This is a genomic window from Pseudomonas sp. DR208 (assembly GCF_019823005.1).
GTDB classification, from domain to species: domain Bacteria; phylum Pseudomonadota; class Gammaproteobacteria; order Pseudomonadales; family Pseudomonadaceae; genus Aquipseudomonas; species Aquipseudomonas extremorientalis.
The window spans coordinates 4,997,629-5,017,890 of the sequence record NZ_CP081944.1; the positions used below are offsets into that span (position 1 = coordinate 4,997,629).

The 20,262-nt window shown below is 62.0% G+C and carries 12 protein-coding genes and 1 riboswitch; of the genes, 2 read left to right on the forward strand and 10 right to left on the reverse strand.

Annotated features, from left to right (window positions below; translation table 11 throughout):
- Positions 1–133: 133 nt before the first annotated feature.
- From K5K89_RS22450 to ltaE, 3 genes are all read right to left on the reverse strand, one after another.
- A complete protein-coding gene (locus K5K89_RS22450; RefSeq protein ID WP_222540289.1) occupies positions 134–1,375 on the reverse strand; it encodes an aspartate kinase in 1,242 nt (413 codons plus the stop codon).
- Between the two features lie 95 nt (positions 1,376–1,470).
- On the reverse strand, positions 1,471–4,089 hold the full coding sequence (gene alaS / locus K5K89_RS22455) for an alanine--tRNA ligase (RefSeq protein WP_071490543.1): 2,619 nt from the start codon (positions 4,087–4,089) through the stop codon (positions 1,471–1,473).
- Between the two features lie 146 nt (positions 4,090–4,235).
- Positions 4,236–5,240 carry a low-specificity L-threonine aldolase gene (gene ltaE / locus K5K89_RS22460; RefSeq protein ID WP_071490544.1) on the reverse strand — a complete coding sequence of 335 codons (1,005 nt, stop codon included), beginning with the start codon at positions 5,238–5,240 and terminating at the stop codon, positions 4,236–4,238.
- A gap of 191 nt (positions 5,241–5,431) precedes the next feature.
- A riboswitch (FMN riboswitch) is annotated at positions 5,432–5,601 on the forward strand.
- A gap of 96 nt (positions 5,602–5,697) precedes the next feature.
- Between ltaE and K5K89_RS22465 the strand changes: the two genes are divergently transcribed.
- Entirely contained in the window at positions 5,698–6,207 is a 510-nt protein-coding gene (locus K5K89_RS22465) for a 6,7-dimethyl-8-ribityllumazine synthase (protein WP_071490545.1), read from the forward strand.
- Positions 6,208–6,340: 133 nt separating this feature from the next.
- On the opposite strand, the gene astE is transcribed toward K5K89_RS22465, so the two are convergent.
- From astE to K5K89_RS22500, 7 genes are all read right to left on the reverse strand, one after another.
- Positions 6,341–7,345, reverse strand: coding sequence for a succinylglutamate desuccinylase (gene astE, locus K5K89_RS22470; RefSeq protein ID WP_222540290.1), 1,005 nt, complete (start codon positions 7,343–7,345; stop codon positions 6,341–6,343).
- An 11-nt stretch (positions 7,346–7,356) separates the two neighbouring features.
- A complete protein-coding gene (locus K5K89_RS22475; protein WP_222540291.1) occupies positions 7,357–7,647 on the reverse strand; it encodes a topoisomerase II in 291 nt (96 codons plus the stop codon).
- A gap of 26 nt (positions 7,648–7,673) precedes the next feature.
- On the reverse strand, positions 7,674–9,020 hold the full coding sequence (gene astB / locus K5K89_RS22480) for an N-succinylarginine dihydrolase (protein ID WP_222540292.1): 1,347 nt from the start codon (positions 9,018–9,020) through the stop codon (positions 7,674–7,676).
- Between the two features lie 84 nt (positions 9,021–9,104).
- Positions 9,105–10,574: a succinylglutamate-semialdehyde dehydrogenase gene (gene astD / locus K5K89_RS22485; protein WP_222541745.1), complete on the reverse strand. Its 1,470-nt coding sequence runs from the start codon at positions 10,572–10,574 to the stop codon at positions 9,105–9,107.
- Complete coding sequence (gene astA / locus K5K89_RS22490; RefSeq protein ID WP_222540293.1) at positions 10,571–11,596, reverse strand: arginine N-succinyltransferase; 1,026 nt, start codon at positions 11,594–11,596, stop codon at positions 10,571–10,573. Before astA ends, astD begins: the two co-directional genes overlap by 4 nt.
- 51 nt (positions 11,597–11,647) lie before the next feature.
- On the reverse strand, positions 11,648–12,667 hold the full coding sequence (aruF, locus tag K5K89_RS22495) for an arginine/ornithine succinyltransferase subunit alpha (RefSeq protein ID WP_003175655.1): 1,020 nt from the start codon (positions 12,665–12,667) through the stop codon (positions 11,648–11,650).
- A gap of 188 nt (positions 12,668–12,855) precedes the next feature.
- Positions 12,856–14,076, reverse strand: coding sequence for an aspartate aminotransferase family protein (locus K5K89_RS22500; protein WP_222540294.1), 1,221 nt, complete (start codon positions 14,074–14,076; stop codon positions 12,856–12,858).
- A 286-nt stretch (positions 14,077–14,362) separates the two neighbouring features.
- Between K5K89_RS22500 and K5K89_RS22505 the strand changes: the two genes are divergently transcribed.
- Positions 14,363–20,260 (forward strand): dermonecrotic toxin domain-containing protein, encoded by a 5,898-nt coding sequence (locus K5K89_RS22505; protein ID WP_222540295.1) that lies wholly within the window; start codon positions 14,363–14,365, stop codon positions 20,258–20,260.
- The last annotated feature ends 2 nt before the right edge of the window (positions 20,261–20,262 follow it).

Here is a 20,262-nt window from a genome sequence, read left to right on the forward strand (position 1 = left end):
CAAAAAAAAGGCCTTCGGCCTACAACCCAAAGGCCATAGCCCTACCGCCTAAGTATTGTCGAGCGCGCGCAAAAGAACATGCGCCCGACAAAAAAAGGAAAGGCGCGGTAAACCGCGCCTTTCAGGCACTGCGTCACTCGCCCTGTCGGGCCGGAGCGTCCAGCTCAAAAGCGGTATGCAGAGCGCGTACAGCCAGCTCCAGGTACTTCTCTTCGATCACCACCGAGACTTTGATTTCCGAGGTGGAGATCATCTGGATGTTGATGCTTTCCTTGGCCAGTGCCTCGAACATGCGGCTGGCAACGCCGGCATGGGAACGCATGCCCACGCCCACGATCGACACCTTGGCAATCTTGGTATCGCCGACCACTTCACGGGCGCCGATTTCCTTGGCAGTGTTCTGCAAGATCCGCTCGGCCGCATCGTACTCGTTGCGGTGCACAGTGAAGGTGAAATCGGTGGTGTTATCGTGCGAAACGTTCTGCACGATCATGTCGACTTCGATGTTCGCACCGCTGATAGGACCCAGGATCTTGAACGCCACGCCCGGGGTATCCGGCACGCCACGGATAGTCAGCTTGGCTTCATCACGGTTGAAAGCGATACCGGAAATGATCGGCTGTTCCATGGATTCCTCTTCATCAATAGTAATGAGGGTGCCCGGACCCTCTTTGAAGCTGTGCAATACGCGCAGCGGAACGTTGTACTTGCCGGCGAATTCCACCGCACGGATCTGCAACACCTTGGAACCAAGGCTGGCCATTTCCAGCATCTCTTCAAAGGTGATCTTGTCCAGGCACTGGGCCACGGACACCACACGCGGGTCGGTGGTGTAGACGCCATCCACATCGGTGTAGATCTGGCATTCATCAGCCTTGAGGGCCGCTGCCAGCGCCACGCCGGTGGTGTCCGAACCGCCACGCCCGAGGGTGGTGATGTTGCCCTGCTCGTCCACACCCTGGAAGCCTGCTACAACTACCACGCGCCCGGCTTTCAGGTCCGTACGGATTTTCTGATCGTCAATCTGCAGGATACGCGCCTTGGTATGCGCGCTGTCGGTGAGGATGCGCACCTGGCTGCCAGTGTAGGACACCGCCGGCACACCGCGCTTATTCAACGCCATGGCCAGCAACGCGATGGTCACCTGCTCGCCGGTGGACACGATCACATCCAGCTCACGCGGCAGCGGCTGTTGGTCACCGCTGATTGCCTTGGCCAGATCGATCAGGCGATTGGTCTCGCCGCTCATGGCCGACAGCACCACCACCAGGTCGTCGCCGGCATCGCGGAACTTCTTAACCTTGTCGGCCACCTGCTCGATTCTTTCGACAGAGCCGACCGAGGTGCCTCCAAATTTCTGTACGATCAAAGCCATTTCTAAGCCGCCTCAGCCCGTAAAGGGGCGCCTAATATCCAATCAACCAGCACCACACCGGCCCGTGACTAGACCACGGGCCGGTTAACAGTGCCTTAAATACCTGCCTCGACAAACGGCACGGTCAGGGCCAGGGCCGCGTCCAGGGCGCCGGCGTCTACACCACCGCCTTGCGCCATGTCCGGACGACCACCACCCTTCCCGCCCACTGCCGCGGCGGCTTGCTTCATCAAATCACCGGCTTTGAGTTGGCCAGTCAGGTCTTTGGTCACACCCGCAACCAGAACGACCTTATCCTCATGGACACCGCCGAGCAGGATCACTGCGCGGCCGAGCTTGTTCTTCAACTGATCGACCAAGGCCAACAGCGCCTTGCCGTCCTGGCCGTCCAGGCGTGCAGCCAGGACTTTCACATCCTTGACGTCCACCGCCGAAGCCGACAGGTCGTCGCCGGCCGCGCTGGCCGCCTTGGCCTGCAACTGCTCCAGCTGTTTCTCCAGGGCGCGGTTGCGCTCCAGCACAGCGGACAGCTTGTCGATCAGATTGTCGCGGCTGCCCTTGACCAGGCTGGCCGCTTCCTTGAGTTGTTCTTCCGCCGCATTCAGGTAGGCCAGGGCCGCAGCGCCGGTCACCGCTTCGATACGACGCACGCCGGAGGCTACGCCGCCTTCGCTGATGATTTTCAGCAGGGCGATGTCGCCGGTCCGGTTGGCGTGGATACCGCCACACAGTTCCACCGAGAAGTCGCCGCCCATGCTCAGTACGCGCACGCTGTCGCCGTACTTCTCGCCGAACAGCGCCATGGCGCCCTTGGCCTTGGCGGTCTCGATATCGGTTTCTTCGGTTTCTACCGCCGTGTTCTTGCGAATCTCGGCGTTGACGATGTCTTCCAGGGCCTTGATCTGCTCAGGCTTGATCGCTTCAAAGTGGCTGAAGTCGAAACGCAGGCGCTGGCTGTCCACCAACGACCCCTTCTGCTGCACGTGCTCGCCCAGAACCTGACGCAGCGCGGCGTGCAACAAGTGCGTGGCCGAGTGGTTCAGCGATGTGGCGTGGCGCACGTCGGCGTCCACCTGGGTTTCGACCGACGAACCGATAGTCAGGCTGCCCGACGCCAACACACCGTGGTGCAGGAACGCACCGCCGGTCTTGGTGGTATCACGCACATCAAAACGACCCGAAGTCGCCTTGAGGAAACCGCAGTCGCCAATCTGGCCACCGGATTCGGCGTAGAACGGGGTCTGGTCCAGAACCACAACACCGTCATCGCCTTCATTCAGTACATCAACCGACTGGCCATCCTTATAAAGGGCAACCACCTTGGCCGAACCGCTGGTAGCCTTGTAGCCGGTGAATTCAGTGGCTACGTCAACCTTGACCAGGCTGTTGTAGTCCATGCCGAACGAGCTGGCCGACCGTGCGCGCACGCGCTGGGCTTCCATCTCACGCTCGAAACCTTCCTCGTCGAGGGTCAGGTTGCGCTCACGGGCGATGTCGCCGGTCAGGTCCATCGGGAAACCGTAGGTATCGTAGAGCTTGAACACCACGTCGCCCGGCACCACAGAGCCTTGCAGGTTGGCGAGATCTTGCTCGAGGATCTTCAGGCCCTGCTCCAGGGTCTTGGCGAACTGCTCTTCTTCAGCCTTGAGCACGCGCTCGATATGCGCCTGGTTCTGCTTGAGTTCCGGGAAGGCCTCGCCCATCTCGGCGACCAGCGCCGCGACGATCTGATAGAAGAAACTGCCGTTGGCGCCCAGCTTGTTACCGTGACGGCAGGCACGACGGATGATGCGACGCAGCACGTAGCCACGGCCTTCGTTGGACGGCAGCACGCCGTCGGCAATCAGGAAGCCACAGGAACGGATGTGGTCAGCCACTACCTTGAGCGAGGCCTGGTCTTCATTGGTACAACCAATGGCCTTGGCCGCAGCGGCCAGCAGGCTCTGGAACAGGTCGATCTCGTAGTTGGAGTGCACGTGCTGCATCACCGCACTGATCCGCTCCAGGCCCATGCCGGTGTCCACCGACGGCGCTGGCAACGGATGCAACACGCCATCGGCGGTGCGGTTGAACTGCATGAACACGTTGTTCCAGATCTCGATGTAACGGTCGCCGTCTTCTTCCGGCGAGCCCGGTGGGCCGCCCCAGATGTCAGCGCCGTGGTCGTAGAAGATCTCGGTGCAAGGGCCGCACGGGCCGGTATCGCCCATGGTCCAGAAGTTGTCGGAGGCGTACGGCGCGCCTTTGTTGTCGCCGATGCGCACCATGCGCTCAGCCGGCACGCCGACTTCCTTGGTCCAGATGTCATACGCTTCGTCATCGCTGGCGTAGACGGTGACCCAGAGTTTTTCCTTCGGCAGCTTCAGCACGCCCGTCAGGAAGGTCCAGGCGAAGTTGATCGCGTCTTGCTTGAAATAATCGCCAAAGCTGAAGTTGCCGAGCATTTCGAAAAAGGTGTGGTGACGAGCGGTGTAGCCGACGTTTTCCAGGTCGTTGTGCTTGCCACCGGCGCGTACGCATTTCTGGCTGCTGACGGCGCGAGTGTAGGCGCGCTTTTCCTGGCCCAGGAAGCAGTCCTTGAACTGGTTCATCCCCGCGTTAGTGAACAGCAGGGTAGGGTCATTGCCTGGGATCAAGGAGCTGGAGGAGACACGGGTGTGACCTTGCTCTTCGAAGAAGCGAAGGAAGGCTTCACGGATTTCTGCGCTTTTCATTAGGTTCTTCCACGGAGGCTGCGGCCAAAGGCCAGTGCGCAACATCATCAGACGGAGCGACGGCAAAGGGCCGCATTATATCGGCCCTTTGCCGGTGGTACAGCGTGTTTATGCGATAGAGAGGCTCAATTAGACGGTCTGCACAGTCATTTGCGCGAAAATTCGACGAATGTCGCGAGCACTTGCTCGACCTGCGCCCGGCTCACATCCAAATGAGTGACCATGCGCAAGCGTGGCGCGGCGCTCAGCTTGATCCCGCGTTCGGCGGCAAACGCCTTCAAGGCCTGGGCCTGGTCGCCGATCTGCACATAGACCATGTTGGTCTGCACCGGCTCCACCTCGTAACCCACCTTGCGCAATTCATCCCCCAGCCATTGCGCATTGGCGTGGTCGTCGGCCAGGCGCTGCACCTGGTGATCCAGAGCGTACAGCCCCGCTGCTGCCAGGGATCCGGCCTGACGCATGCCGCCGCCGACCATCTTGCGCAAACGCCGGGCCTTGGCGATCAGCGCCGTGGAACCGCACAGCACCGAGCCGACCGGCGCGCCGAGGCCCTTGGACAGGCACACCGACACAGAATCGAAATGCCGGGCGATCTCCCGTGCGTCCACCCCCAGCTTCACCGCTGCGTTGTAGAGCCGTGCGCCATCCAAATGCAGGGCCAGGCCATGCTCCCGGGTAAACGCGCGGGCTTTGGCCAGGTACTCCAGCGGCAGCACCTTGCCCTGCATGGTGTTTTCCAGCGCCAACAGCCGGGTACGGGCAAAGTGGAAGTCGTCAGGCTTGATTGCCGCCAGCACCTGGTCCAGGTCCAGAGAGCCGTCCGCCTGCACGTCCAGTGGCTGCGGCTGGATCGAACCGAGCACGGCTGCCCCGCCACCTTCGTATTTGTAGGTGTGGGCCTGTTGGCCGACGATGTATTCCTCGCCGCGCTCACAGTGGGCCATCAACGCCAGCAGATTGCTCATGGTGCCGGTGGGCACGAACAACGCAGCGGCGAAGCCCAGGCGCTTGGCCAGTTCGGCCTCCAGCCGGTTGACGCTGGGGTCTTCACCATACACGTCGTCACCGCTGGCGGCGGTGGCCATCGCGTCGAGCATGCCGGGGGTAGGTTGGGTCACGGTGTCGCTGCGCAGGTCGATCACAGACATGAAACAAGCCTCTCGAGGGTTCAGTAAGGTCCTTTTGTGAGTGATTACTGCGGGCAACGCCACACAATATCAAGCCCCAACTGAATTCAATCGAATACCAACCAAACAAACCGATATAGCTTATCGATATCGCGGTCGTGCAGTTTTCGAAAAACCGTGTTAAAAACTCTCCGCCGCCAGGGTTCTGGCGGCAACGTTCTCAGGGCGGGGTGCAATTCCCCACCGGCGGTAATTACACGCAATGTGTATAGCCCGCGAGCGCTTGGCGCCTCGAACTGCTCACGCAGGACGGCGACAAGGTCAGCAGACCCGGTGTGATCCCGGGGCCGACGGTCATAGTCCGGATGAAGAGAGAACGGGATTGGCACCTGAGGGCCGCGCACGATGTGTGCTTGCGTACCCTTAAATCCCATTCGATTCATAACGCCCTGTTTTTTTCTTAAACAGGAGTCAGAACATGCAACCCACCGCAATCGACAGCAAAGCCAAGCACCATCACGGCGAACGTATCGCGTTTATCCAGGCTTGCTGGCACAAGGAAATTGTCGACCAGAGCCGTAAAGGCTTCCTCGCCGAGATCATCGCCCAGGGCTACCAGGAATCGGATATCGACTTCTTCGAAGTCGGCGGCGCCTTTGAAATGCCGCTGCACGCCAAGCTGCTGGCCAAGACCGGCCGTTACGCTGGTATCGTCGCCGCCGCGCTGGTGGTGGACGGTGGCATCTACCGCCACGAATTCGTCGCCCAATCGGTGGTCAGCGGCCTGATGCAGGTGCAGCTGGAAACCGAAGTGCCGGTGTTTTCGGTGTCCCTGACCCCGCATCACTTCCACGCCGGCAGCGAACACCAGACCTTCTTCTACGAGCACTTCGTGCACAAGGGCCAGGAAGCTGCACGTACGTGCGCCGACACTTTGCACAAGGTCCGCGCGATTCGCCGTAGCGAGCCACGCGCGGTAGCGGTCTAAGCAACACGGCAAAGCAAAATGTGGGAGGGGGCTTGCCCCCGATGGCGGCGGATCAGAAACACATACAGTGACTGAGACATCCTCATCGGGGGCAAGCCCCCTCCCACATTTGGATCGGATGAGGGTTTGAGCTTCAGGCCAAGCCGACGTCCGTCGTCGGCACAATCAATATCCCCGCCCGCAGACCATTCTTCACCTTCGGGTTGGGGAAGATAATGCGCGCGCCCTCCTCCTCGATCACCCAGCGGGTCTTGGCCACGTCTTCGGCCAGCAGGTAGCCCTGGGCCAACGGCGAGAAGTTTTCCACGTCTGCCGGCAGGTGCAGCAGGAAGGCGTCGCTGTGCTTGATGACTTCACGGGAGACGGCAAACAATTGCAGGCCGTCGAGGCTGTCAGTCGTCGGCTCGGTGCCTTCGATGATTTGCTTGAGGCGTGTTTCCAGGCGGGACACGTCCACGCCCTGGTTTTGCCCGAACGGCCGCGCCTTGCCCAATTCCAGGGTGAACGCCTCGGCATCGAGTTGTTCGTAGGTAAACGCGGTGAAGGTAATCGACGTCTTGTTCTGCAGCAACACTGCTTGCATGCCGGCAGCGTTCAGGCGCGCCAGCTCATGGCGTGAATGCTGGCGACCTTCTTTCCACGGGTACAGGGCAAACTGCTCGATCTTCGAACCACGAATAGCCGTGTGCAGGTCGTAATGCAGGCGTGAGCGGCCCGGCAGGCTGAAAAAGCTGCGGGCCAGTTGCTCCAGCTCGGCGGCGCGCATGGCCTCCGGGCCGATGTTTTTTTCATGCCGGCCGTTGAACAGCCGGTTGACGTCCAGTTCGAGGTAACGCTCGCCGCGGCGCATGGCCTCGGGGTTGCCGAACAGGAACAGAATACGGGTACGGGGCTTGATCTCCCCACGGGCAATGCCATGCAACAGGCGGTCGAGCAGTTCGATCGGCGCGGTTTCGTTGCCATGGATGCCGGACGACAGCAGCAGGTCGCTGCCGTTGTCCTTCACTTCAGGCGGGCGCACTTCAAGTGCGCCCTCGCTGAGCCAGCGCATCTGCACGCCGTCGACAGTCAGTTGAATTTTTTGCGCCGGTTCACGACCGGCGAGGGTCAGTTCAAGCAGTTTGCCAAGGGCGAGCATACGCAGCTTCCTTAGTGGTTGCAGCCTGGGCCATGGACGTGATCGTCGTCATCACCTTCAACATCGGCCGGTTCCATTTCCAGTTGCAGGCTCATCAGGTTGGTGGCCAGCGGGCGCATCAGCAGGTTGGCGTATTCGGCGTCGCCCTCTTCCACGTCCACGCCGATCAGCAGTTGGCCACGGCCGTCGTGCTGGATCCAGATTTCCTTGCCCTGCCAGACCACGGCGACGCGGGTGCAGGAAGTTTCCAGCTGGGTGCCGTCGGTGTATTCAAGAATCAGTTTCAGGGTGTCGGTGGTCATAATAGATAGTTCTCAGCCGTACGGCGTTAATTGATCTGGAAAGGATAAACCGCGCCCAGTTTAAGGATTTGCGTCAGTTCATCCAGTGCCGTCCGGCACTCAAGCAGCAATTGTGGATCAGCCAGGTCGCTTTCGCGCAGGCTGTCACGGTAGTGCTTGCCGACCCACTGGGTCAGGGTGTCGTACAACGGCGCGGTCATGATAACGCCTGGATTCACCGCCGCCAGCTCCGTTTCGTTCAAGGCCACGCGCAACCGCAGGCACGCCGGGCCACCGCCGTTCTGCATGCTTTGCTTGAGGTCGAACACCTTCACTTCGCGGATCAGGCCGCCGGCAGCGGTCAGGTTTTGCAGGTACTGCCAGACGCGTTCGTTGGCGCGGCATTCTTCCGGCACGATCAGCAGCATCGAACCATCGGCGCGGCTCAGCAGCTGGCTGTTGAACAGGTAGGAACGCACCGCGTCCTCGACACTGACCTGGGCGCGGGGCACGCACACCGACTGGAAGTTGCCGCCCAGCCTGGCCAGTTTGCCTTGCAGCTCGCCGAGCATCTGTTCGGTATTGAGGAATGCGTCCTCGTGGTAGAACAGCACTTCGCCGTTACCCACCGCGATCACGTCGTTGTGGAACACGCCGGCATCGATCACCGCCGGGTTCTGCTGGGCGTAGACCACGCCGTCATCCTTCAAACCGTGCAAGCGCGCGACGGCCTGGGAGGCTTCGAGGGTCTGGCGCGCCGGGTACTTCTGGGGCGCCGGGTAGCGGGGGTCGAACGCGCTGCGACCAAACACGAAAAACTCGACGCCCGCCTCTGCGTACTCACGGCAGAAACGCGTGTGGTTAGCCGCACCTTCATCGCCAAACTGCGCCACGGCAGGCAACGCGGCGTGGTGGGCGAAGTGCTTCCGATCGGCAAACATCGCCCCCAGCACACGACTGGTGGTCGGGTGTTCGATGCTGCGGTGGTACTTGCAATTGAGGTTGGCGGCAGTGAAATGCACGCGACCATCCGCCGTATCGGCACTCGGGCTGACGGTGGCGGCGTTGGCCACCCACATGCTCGACGCGGAGCAACTCGCGACCAGCAACGGCATAGCGTCTTTGGCCGCCTGCTGGATCACTTGCGCGTCGGTGCCGCTAAAACCCAGGTTGCGCAAGGCGGCCACGTCAGGACGTTCCTGGGGCGCCAACACACCTTGTACAAAGCCCATGTCCATCAGGGCTTTCATTTTCTGCAGGCCCTGCAACGCCGCTTCCTTCGGGTTGGAATGCTGCTGGCTGTTGCTCTGGGACGCGACGTTGCCGAAGGACAAACCGCCGTAGTTATGGGTCGGCCCCACTAGACCGTCAAAATTGACTTCATAGGATTTCATCGGCGAGGCTCCACGAACATCTGTTTTTATAGGCAATCTTCAGTACTACAGAGATCAAAATGGGGGGCAAGCCCCCTCCCACATTCAGATCAGTGTGATGCCGGGGGTCAGCGTGGCAGGCACCACCAGGCTCGGGGTCTCAAGCGAGGCCACCGGGTACGCACAATAATCCGCCGCGTAGTAGGCACTGGCACGATGATTACCCGACGCCCCTACCCCGCCGAACGGTGCGGTGCTCGCGGCGCCGGTCAGCTGTTTGTTCCAGTTGACGATGCCGGCGCGGCTTTCCAGCCAGAACTGCTGGTAACGCGCTTCGGAATCCGACAACAAGCCCGCGGCCAGGCCGTATTGGGTGTTGTTGGCCTCGGCAATCGCCGCTTCGAAGTCAGCGTAGCGGATCACCTGCAACAAGGGGCCGAACAGCTCCTCGTCTTCGCGCTCGGTCACACCGGTCACGTCGATGATGCCCGGCGTGAGCAACGCGGCCTGGTCCTGTGGCTGGGTCATCTCCAGCAGCGCTACGGCGCCATTGGCCAACATCAATTCCTGGGCGTCCATCAAGGCTTTGGCGGCGCCAAGGGAAATCACCGAGCCCATGAACGGCGCCGGTTGCTGGTCGAACGCACCGACTTCGATCGTCGCGCTGACCGCCACCAGACGCGCCAGCAACGTATCGCCCCAGGCGCCTTCCGGCACCAACAGGCGACGGGCACAGGTGCAACGCTGGCCAGCCGAGATAAAGGCTGACTGGATGATGGTGTAGACCGCCGCATCCACGTCGGCCACTTCGTCGACCACCAGCGGGTTATTGCCGCCCATTTCCAGGGCCAGGATTTTGTCCGGGCGCCCAGAGAACTGCTGGTGCAGATGATTGCCGGTGCGGCTGGAGCCGGTGAAGAACAACCCGTCGATGCCGGGGTTGGCCGCCAGGGCGATGCCGGTTTCCCGCGCGCCTTGCAGCAGGTTCAGCACGCCCGCCGGCAGGCCGGCTTCGATCCAGCACTGCACGGTCAGCTCAGCGACTTTAGGGGTCAGTTCGCTCGGTTTGAACAGCACGGTGTTACCCGCCAGCAAGGCCGGGACGATATGCCCGTTCGGCAGGTGACCAGGGAAGTTGTAAGGCCCGAACACCGCCACCACACCGTGGGGTTTGTGACGCAATACGGCGGTGGCATCGCCCAGCGGGCCGCTCTTCTCGCCGGTGCGCTCGCGGTAGCTTTGTACCGAGATGGCGATCTTGTTGGCCATGCTGGTGACTTCGGTGGCCGACTCCCACAGCGGCTTGCCGGTTTCCTCGCCGATGCAGCGGGCGATTGCGTCGGCGCGACGTTTCAGGGTGGCGGCGAAGGTTTCCAGCACGTGGATGCGCTCTTCCAGCGGGCGCCTGGCCCAGGCCGGGAATGCCTGGCGCGCGGCCTGCACGGCGGATTCGACCTGTTCGGCGGTGGCGCCATTGCCGGCCCACAGCACCTGTTGGGTCACCGGGTTGCGCGACTCAAACAGCTCACCCTGGCCAGCCAGCCAGCTACCTGCGATATACAGCGAATTCATTATTTCAACTCCCGAGCAGCGGACAACGGTACGGCACGCACTTGATCACCCACCACCAAGCGCAGACGCTTGGCGGTCTGTGGGTCGACCACCAGGGTTCCGGCTGCCATGCGGGCCGGGGCGGCGGTGATGCGGCAATCTTCGCGTTTGCGGTTATGGATCAGGAACGGCGTGGCGTCGTCACCTGGGGTGCCGATCGCCAAGACCAGTGTCTGGCTGTCGCGAACGGCACGGATCTTCTGGGTCTCACACTCCACCGCAGGTCCCGCGTCGAAGATGTCGACATAGCCCTGGTAGCTGAAGCCTTCGCTCTTGAGCATGCTCAGCGCCGGTTCGGTGTCCGGGTGGACCTTGCCGATCACGTTGCGCGCATCTTCGGAGAGGAAGCAGCTGTACAGCGGAAACTTAGGCATCAGCTCGGCGATGAATGCCTTGTTGCCCACGCCGGTCAGGTAGTCGGCCTGGCTGAACTCCATCTTGAAGAAGTGGCGACCCAGGCTTTCCCAGAATGGCGAACGCCCGGCGTCGTTGGACACCCCGCGCATCTCGGCGATGATCTTGTTGCCGAACAGCTGCGGGAATTCCGCGATGAACAGCAGGCGCGCCTTGGCCAACATGCGACCGTTGAGGCCGCTGCGGTAATCGGCGTGCAGGAACAACGAGCACAGTTCGGAATTGCCGGTGAGGTCGTTGGCCAGGAACAGCGTCGGAATTTCGCGATAGATGTTCAGCTCCTGGGAAGCGCTGACGGTCAGCCCGACCCGGAAGTTGTACCAGGGCTCACGCAGGCCGACGGCACCGGCAATGGCGGAAATGCCCACCACACGGCCTTCGTCGTTTTCCAGCACGAACAGGTAGTCGGCATCGCCCCGCCCGGCGTCGCCGCGAAAGGTTTTTTCCGCCCAGCCCACGCGGTGGGTCAGGCGCTCTTCGTTGGCCGGCAAGGTGGTGAGGCCGGTGCCGGTGCTGCGCGCCAGATCAATCAGGGCCGGTAAATCGCTGCTGCGTACGGGACGAACGATCATGCTATCTCCTCGAACGGGCCGCTGTTGTCAGCCACCCGCGAAACTCTCTTTTTAAACCGCAACCAGGCGCACGCTCGCGCCTTCGCCAACACCCAAGGCCTCGGCCGCTGCCAGGTCCAACGTCACCGGTTTACCCGGCGCGTAGTCCAGCTCCAGCATCACCGCACGGTAGTCCTGCAATTGCGCGTTGCTCACCAGGTACTGGCGGCCGACGCCCTTGACCATCTCGCCGATCTTCACCGGCACCACGCGGCTCTGGGCGATCGAGCGAATGCCCGATACCCGTGCGTGCAGCGTCGGGCCGCCGTCGAAGATGTCGATGTAGTGGTCGGTCTCGAAGCCTTCGCGCATCAGGATGTCGAAGGTGATCTGCGCACGCGGGTGCACCTGGCCCATGGCTTCCTGGGCTTCGTCCGGCAGCAGCGGCACGTAGATCGGGTAATGCGGCATCAGCTCGGCGAGGAAAGTGCGGCTTTTCAGCCCGCACAGACGCTCGGCGGCGGCGTAATTGAGGTCGAAGAAGTTGCGGCCGATGGCGTCCCAGAACGGCGAGTCACCGTTCTCGTCGCTGTAGCCGACGATCTCGGTCACCACCGAGTCGGCAAAGCGCTCGGGGTGGCTGGCGACGAACAGCAGGCGGCCACGGGAATTGAGTTCCGACCACGGCGAACCGACCAGCTCGGGCACCACGTAGAAACTGGTGAGCAGGCTGTTGCCGGTAAGGTCGTGGCACTGGGAAAGCACGTGGATCTTGTTGTGGATCTTCAGCTCGCGGGAGGCGTGCACGAAGGTCTCGTTACGGAAGCTGTAGAACGGCTCGGAGTAACCGGCCGACGCGACAATGGCCGAGCAACCGGCGAGCTTGCCGGTCTCGGTGTCTTCGAGCACGAAGAAATAGCTTTCTTCACCGTTGAAGCTCACCTCGGCGGCGAAGGACGCTTCGCTCGCGGCGATCTTGTCGCTCAGGCGTTCCACGTCGTCCGGCAAGGAGGTGACACCAATCGGGCTGTCCGCAGCCAGACGCTGTACCTCGCCCAGATCAGCCATTTGCGCGGGGCGCATCACCAGCATGGTGTCACTCCTTAACTCGAAAAACTCATAGGAAAAAATACCGGACAGTTCCTGATTCAACACAGGTCAAATGTGGGAGGGGGCTTGCCCCCGATAGCAGTCTGTCAGTTGATAAATCAGGTGGCTGACCCATCGCTATCGGGGGCAAGCCCCCTCCCACATGACACGGTCCGGCAAATAAGTGTGTATCAGGCTTGAGTCAGCGTTTTCACTGCACGTTCAAAACGGTCCAGGCCTTCCTGGATATCCGCGTCTTCCACCACCAGGCTCGGCGCAAAACGCACCACGTCCGGGCCGGCTTGCAGGATCATCAGGTTTTCCTTCTCGGCCGCGTTGAACACGTCCTTGGCCTTGCCTTTGAACTCATCGCTCAACACGCAACCGAGCAACAGGCCCATGCCGCGCACTTCGTTGAAGATCCCGTATTGCTTGCCGATCTGCTCCAGGCGCACCTTGAACAGGTCGTGCTTGGCGTTCACGCCAGCCAGCACTTCAGGGGTGTTGATCACGTCGATCACCGCCTCGGCCACCGCGCACGCCAGCGGGTTGCCGCCGTAGGTGGTGCCGTGGGTACCGACCACCAGGTGCTTGGCCAGGTCTTCACGGGTGAGCATGGCCGCAATCGGGAAACCGCCGCCCAGGCTCTTGGCGCTGGTGAGGATGTCCGGCGTCACGCCGTAGTGCTGGTAGGCGAACAGGTGACCGCTGCGGCCCATGCCGGTCTGTACTTCGTCAAAGACCAGCAAGGCGTTATTCGCGTCGCACAGCTCGCGGGCGCCTTGCAGGTAGGCCAGTTCGGCCGGCAGTACGCCGCCTTCGCCCTGGATCGGCTCCAGCACCACAGCGCAGGTCTTGTCCGACACGGCGGCTTTCAGCGCAGCCAGGTCGTTATAAGGAACGTGGGTGATGCCGGTGATTTTAGGCCCGAAGCCATCGGAGTACTTGGACTGGCCACCGACGTTGACGGTGAACAGGGTGCGGCCGTGGAAGCTGTTCAGCGCGGCGATGATCTCGTACTTCTCGGTGCCGAAACGGTCGAACGCGACGCGACGGGCCAGCTTGAACGCGGCCTCGTTGGCTTCGGCGCCGGAGTTGCAGAAGAACACGCGCTCGGCAAAGGTGGCGTCGATCAGCTTATGCGCCAGGCGCAGCGCCGGCTCATTGGTGAACACGTTGGATACGTGCCACAGCTTGTTGGCCTGTTCGGTCAGCGCGCCAACCAGCGCCGGATGGGCATGGCCCAATACGTTGACCGCGATGCCGCCGGCAAAGTCGATCAGCTCACGACCGGCCTGGTCCCACACGCGGGAACCTGCGCCACGCACGGGGATGAAGGCGGCAGGTGCGTAGTTGGGAACCATGACCTGGTCGAAATCGGCACGTTGCACCGGGGCTTGCTCAACGGACATCGGAGTCTCCTGAAGAGGAACGCCTGCCTGGAACTGGCGGGCGATGCAGGGATTGTAAGGACAGTTTTCAGTAGGGCCTTGTCGCCAAGCGACAACTTCTTATAGCGCCAACCCGCGTTTTATGCGGGTTTACGCCAATGCGACAAATAGCATCGCAATGGCGCAGTTTAAACGCTGTCGCACAATTACGTGAGACCTGCGCGCACGCTCGGCATAACTATCTAAAGGCCGGTGCGCGCAGGTGACTGATTAACTCGTGGTTTTCAAGCCCTCCATGGATGTGAGCATGACGACCCCAACGCCCCCTGCACCCGCAATCACCCAAAGCAGCCATCCCGATCGCCACTACGAACCCTTGACCCGCGCACTGCCGGCCTGGCTCGGCAACGCGTCCGCCAGCAAGCGCTCCGCCCTCAAAAACGCCACGCCCCTGCCCCTGCCCGCCACCGACGCTGCGCAACAGGCAACCCTCAAGCAGCTCAATGGTGCCCACTGGCACGCACAGAACCGCGTCGACCTGGCCCTCAAGGACCTCCAGGACGCCAGGACCTACTCCATACCCTTGCTCAAAGACGCCTTGAAACGCCAATCCGGCCTTGAACTGGAGGTGGAAACCACGTTTATCCGCCTCTACATCCCCCAGACCATCCCCTGGTTTACGGTACGTTCCGGCGGGGCGCGCGCCTGGACCGTGTCCCTGCTGGACGCCGCACTGCATAACTTCGAACACAAAGAGACCCTGGCGGATGCCTATGAGCCGGACTCCACCTACATCACTCAACCCGATGCCAACGGCCAGTTCGACACATTGCCCGCCATCAAGCGCCGCCTGCCCATCGCGGCGTTCGCCCAACTGTGTCGTGACCTCGACCTCGGCGCGCGCTATATGGGCTACCTGCGCGAGCAACTCGGCGTCGACCACCCGGTCGCCGGCGCGGTGCTGCAAGCCAAGGTCGACGCCAGCCAAAAAGCCGCTCTGCGTGCGGCGGTACAATTGGCGCGGATCCGGGGCGACATCCAGGAAGACTATGCACGGTTGATCGAAGGCCTGATCGACGGGCTTTCCGGCATGCGCCTTGGCTCAAGCGCCGTGCATATACATGACTTCAGCATGATGGAGGCCCCCCTCACCGGCATCCTGCTCTTCGCTCCGGACCTCGAAAACACCCGCACGGTGCAACGAATGGTGGCCTATGTGCCGGACGACCCGGAACATCCGCTCAAGGAGTACCCCTCCCCCCTGGCCTTCAAGCAGGAGCTGACCCGACAACTGCGCGCCGCCGATTACCAGGTGTTCTTCAGCCGATTCGTCGCCCACGAGCACCGCGGCGCGTTTTTCGCCGACCTGGGCCAACGCCTGGAAAAAATCACCTGGCATCCCAGTGAATACGGCAGCGGCCTGGCGCCCTGGCGCGCCGACCCCACCGACGATCCGTTATTGCAGTTCACCGCCAGCCCGATTCTCATCGCCCCCTGGGACTACCTCTACCAGTCCAGGCTCAACCAGTTGCTCAACGACGCCCGCACCCTCGCCGTCTCCACCGCGACCGTGGATCGCAATGCGCGATGGGCCTTGTGGGACAGCTTCGTCAACGTCGCTTCATCCATCGTGAATGCAGCGTTGCTGGTGGTCGCACCGTTTATTCCGGGGCTGGGGGAATTGATGCTCGCGTACATGGCCTATCAACTGCTCGACGACGTGTTCGAAGGCATTGTCGACTGGGCTGAAGGACTTGACCGCGAGGCCTTCGCACACCTGATGAACCTGCTGGAGAGTGCGGTTCAACTGGGATTGTTCACGGCGGGTGGGCAGATCGGCGTACCCGAGTTGCGCAAGCTGATGTCGCCACAGACACTGGCCTTCATCGATCGCTTCAAACCAGTCACCCTCGCCAGCGGTGCCCGCCGTTACTGGAAACCCGACCTGGCCCCCTATGCGCAAAACCTGCAGTTGCCGCCGAACCTGGGCATCGACGAACTGGGCCTGCATACGGTGCGCAAGGAATCGATCCTGCCGCTGGAAGGCTCGTTTTACGCCGTGCAGAAGTCTCCTGGAGACGGACAGTACCGGCTCAAGCACCCGAGCCGGGCCGACGCCTATCAACCGCTGCTGATCCATAACCAGGCGGGCACCTGGCGTACCGAACTCGACCAGCCGTTGCAATGGCAAGGCCCGGATTTGCTCGGCCGTCTCGGCCACCGTGCGCAAGGCCTCAGTGACGCCGACCGGCAACTGGCCATGACCCTGAGCGGTACCGACGAAGCCATCCTGCGCAAGATGCACCACAACAGCGAACCGCTGCCGCCGCTGTTGGATGATGCCCTGGCGCGACTCAGGATCGAGCGGGAACTGGACACCTTGATCGAACGCCTGAGCAGCGATGACCCGGCACTCTACAACCGCATCGCCGCCCAGGACCTGCTGCAATTGCTCACCGCCAATGGCGCCTGGCCGCACACCCGGGGCTTGCGCTTTCTGGATGATCAGGGCCGCGTGGTCTGGACCTTTGGCGACCAGACCAAGCCGCTGGTACAAATACACGAAGCGCAACTGAGCAACGGCGATCTGCTCAAGACCGTGTTGCAGACACTGACCCCGGAAGAGATCCGCGCACAATTCGGCGAGCGTGCCAGCGACCCGCAACTGAGCCTGGAAACCCGCACGCGCAACCTGAGAAAAACCCTTGCCGGGATCGCCCGCAAGCATCGCGTCGCACTTTTCGACTCACGCTACGGGCCCTTGCAGCACGCTGAACACCCCCAAGCCCGGCAGTTGGCCGATGAAGCCCCCGGCTTGCCGGCCACCGTCGCCGAGCGATTGCTGGGCCAGGCCACCGGTGAAGAGCTGCTTGAGCTACACGCCCAGCGCACACCGCCACGCCTGGCGCAGTTGGCCCAGGCGGCGCTCACCGAAGTCCGCCTGAACCGCGCCTACGAAGGGCAGCACCTGGACTCACAGGTCAACCTCGACACCGACCTGCTGGCCTTGAGCGCATTGCGGGTGCTGCCAGGCTGGTCCACGGAGATCAACCTGCAAGCCCTGCACCAGTCCATCGACGGCGAGGCCTGGCACAGCGTCGGCTCTGACGACGCACCGATCCGCCGCAGCCTGGTGCGCCTGGACAGCGGTCGCTACGTGGCCTACGACGAAAAAGGCCCCCTGTGCGGCGAGACCGACCTGTACTCGGCCATTCTCCATGCCCTGCCTGACGCCCAGCGTGAGCAGCTGAACATCGACATTCATCAAGGCCACGAACTGCGCGAGCGCCTGCGCCAACGCCCGCCGCCGCGCGACGAAATGCGCGTGCTGCTGGGGGGCGACACTCCCGAACCGGCCACCGAGACCCTGCAACTGCTCGGTCACGATGCCGGCTACGCCCACCAACCCGCCATCGAGGGTGGTCCGGCGAGTCTGCATCAGCGCGCACGCAGCCTGTACCCAAGCCTGGACGACAGCCAGTTGCACGCGCTCATCCAAGACTGGCAGGCACACCCCGGCGGAGCGGCAGCCAAGCTCGCGCAACTGGCCGAGGAATATGCGCAACTGGACAGCGGCTTGCAGGCCTGGCAAGCCGATGTCCCTCACCATCACCCGGTGACGGGACACGCCTTGTACCGGTGGGAGCTCCAGCTGGAAAAACAGAATCGCACCGCGATGACTCATCGGCTCAAAGCGGCCTGGCGGCGTGAAACAGTGATCGACAACTACTACGAAGACCCGGCGCGGGACGGCCACACGCTCAAGCTCAATGGCAACATCCTGGGCGAGATGCCACGACTGCAAGCCAATTTCGATCATGTCTCTCTGCTGTCCCTCAACGGATCAGCCAACTTGCGCGGGGTGTCCTCGTTCCTGGGCCACTTTCCCAAACTGCGCCAACTCAGTGTCATCAACACGCCTCTACGGGGCCTGCCTCAGGAGATCACGTCGATGCCGGACCTGAACGCCCTGCAACTGAACACCTGCCAGATCGTCCTCACCCCGCAAAGCCAGGCGCAGTTGGCCGCCATGCACCAGATGCGCTCGCTGGACCTGCACGGCAATCCGTTGGGTCTTGTCCCCAGCGTCGAAACAATGCCTGACCTGGTCGCCCTGGACTTGTCGCGCACCAATATCGACCGCCTGCCGGCCGGCGTGCTCAGCCATCCGGAGCTGCAAGTCGCCCTGTTGAGCAACAACCGGATCAGCCACTTGCCAGATGGCATTTTCCAGCTTGCGCCTGAATCCAGCTTGCGCTTCGACCTCTCGCGCAACCCGTTGAACCGCGAAACCCTTGAAAGGATCAAGGCCTATCACCAGCGGCACGGCACCCGCTTCGAGGCCAGCGCCTTGCAGGCCGACCGGCGCGACGCCAAGCTGTTGTTTCCGAAATTCAGCGAAGAGCAGATCAACCGATTCATCTTCAACCTGCCCGGCGATATCGAAGCGGGACGACGTGAGCTGGCACGGCTGGCAGGCGACTACCAGACACTGACGGACAAGTTGCAGGCCTGGGCCCAGGCACCGGCGCTTCCCGAGCTGGAAACGGCTCGCAGGGCGGCGCTCAAAGACCTGCTGGAACGAAGCTGGCGGCGCGAAACCCCGCAGCAGACCCAGGTAGGCTCCCTGGAAATTCCCGCCACCCTGGCAGGCGAACTGCCGCAACTGAGCATCACGTTCGACCACATCGGCGGGCTTCGCATACAGGGCAACCAACGGCCCCTGCACCTGGATCAGTTCCTGCGCAGCTTTCCCAATGTTCACGCGCTCTCCATACAGGACGCACCGTTGGGGGACCTGCCGGCCTCGTTGCTCAGCCTGCAACACCTGGAATTCCTGAGCCTGCCCGGATGTTCGATCATGTTGTCGGCCTCATCCGCGCAAGGCCTGGAAGGCATGAAGGGGCTGACGTTCCTGGACCTGAACCATAACCCCTTGGCGCACACACCCGACTTCAGCCAATTGCCCAGCCTGCGCCGGGTGCTGTTGCGCAATACCGGCCTGCGCGAGGTGCCGGCGGGTCTGCTGCGCAGCGATCAGCACGTCACGGTGGACCTGAGCAACAATGCGATCGAAAACCTGCCCCCTGCCGCCTTCACATTGCCCAACACTGCGGTGCGAGGCATTGATCTGTCGGGAAATCCGTTGTCCAAGCCGACGCTGGAACAGGTCAAGACCTATTGCCAACGCACCGGCGAGTTCTTCAAGGCAGAAGCCAACCCTGGCGAGCGCGAACGTATCCAACAGCTTTACCCCACCTTCGTCGACAGCGAAATCCATCGGTTCATCTTCAAACTGCCTGGCGACATGGACGCCGTTACCAACCAAATCAGCCTGCTCGAAGAGGAATACCGGCAATTGGGCACCGACCTCAACGAATGGGTGTTGGATGTCCCGACCCATCACCCGATTCTCGGCACGCTGATGGATGAACAGGCACGCGCCGAACAACAGTTGATCCGGCAGGATTTCAAGACCCTGCTCGAGCAAGCCTGGCGTTTTGAGAGCATCGAAGACGAAGAGAGCCTGGACGAAGAGGTGACCCACAGTTTGATACTCGATACCCCAATACTCGGGGCCCTGCCGCAACTGCGCGCGCGCTTTAATCACGTGTCCACTTTCGAACTGATCGGCGACGGCATCACGACCCAGGTCGATGGCACACTCGGCAGCTTCCCCCAGCTGGAGACACTGACCCTCAACAAGTGCTCACTGCAAACCCTGCCCACCTCGATATTCAACATGCCCAAGCTGTCCTCCCTGGACCTGTCCGAATGCAACATTGCGCTTTCACCGCAAAGTGCCCGCGCACTCGAGGACTTGAAAGACATCGAGTTCATCGACCTGAGCAACAACCCCCTCGGCCACGCACCGGATGTGAGCCAGCTTCGTCAATTGAGCTCACTGCACCTGCGCAATGCTCAACTGCATCACGTCCCCGAAGGGGTGTTCCAGGAGTCGTCGGTGTTGCACACCCTGGACCTGAGCAACAACCACATCGAACAGTTGCCGGCGTCTCTCCTGGAAATTTCATACACCCTCGACAGCGATTCAGACCTGCGCGGCAACCCGTTGTCGCCACACAGCCTGGCGTTGCTCAGGGAGTATTACCGGCGTACAGGCTTTGCTTTCCATGTCGAGGCCGCCAGGCAGGACGCCGAGGGCAACCCACTGATCCCACCCTTGGGTCGGGAAGAAGAGTGAAG

Coding starts and splice junctions, on each gene's coding strand:
- K5K89_RS22450 (WP_222540289.1), bottom strand. CDS start 1,375: ATGGCTTTGATCGTACAGAAATTTGGAGGCACCTCGGTCGGCTCTGTC.
- alaS (WP_071490543.1), bottom strand. CDS start 4,089: ATGAAAAGCGCAGAAATCCGTGAAGCCTTCCTTCGCTTCTTCGAAGAG.
- ltaE (WP_071490544.1), bottom strand. CDS start 5,240: ATGTCTGTGATCGACCTGCGCAGCGACACCGTGACCCAACCTACCCCC.
- K5K89_RS22465 (WP_071490545.1), top strand. CDS start 5,698: ATGCAACCCACCGCAATCGACAGCAAAGCCAAGCACCATCACGGCGAA.
- astE (WP_222540290.1), bottom strand. CDS start 7,345: ATGCTCGCCCTTGGCAAACTGCTTGAACTGACCCTCGCCGGTCGTGAA.
- K5K89_RS22475 (WP_222540291.1), bottom strand. CDS start 7,647: ATGACCACCGACACCCTGAAACTGATTCTTGAATACACCGACGGCACC.
- astB (WP_222540292.1), bottom strand. CDS start 9,020: ATGAAATCCTATGAAGTCAATTTTGACGGTCTAGTGGGGCCGACCCAT.
- astA (WP_222540293.1), bottom strand. CDS start 11,596: ATGATCGTTCGTCCCGTACGCAGCAGCGATTTACCGGCCCTGATTGAT.
- aruF (WP_003175655.1), bottom strand. CDS start 12,667: ATGCTGGTGATGCGCCCCGCGCAAATGGCTGATCTGGGCGAGGTACAG.
- K5K89_RS22500 (WP_222540294.1), bottom strand. CDS start 14,076: ATGTCCGTTGAGCAAGCCCCGGTGCAACGTGCCGATTTCGACCAGGTC.
- K5K89_RS22505 (WP_222540295.1), top strand. CDS start 14,363: ATGACGACCCCAACGCCCCCTGCACCCGCAATCACCCAAAGCAGCCAT.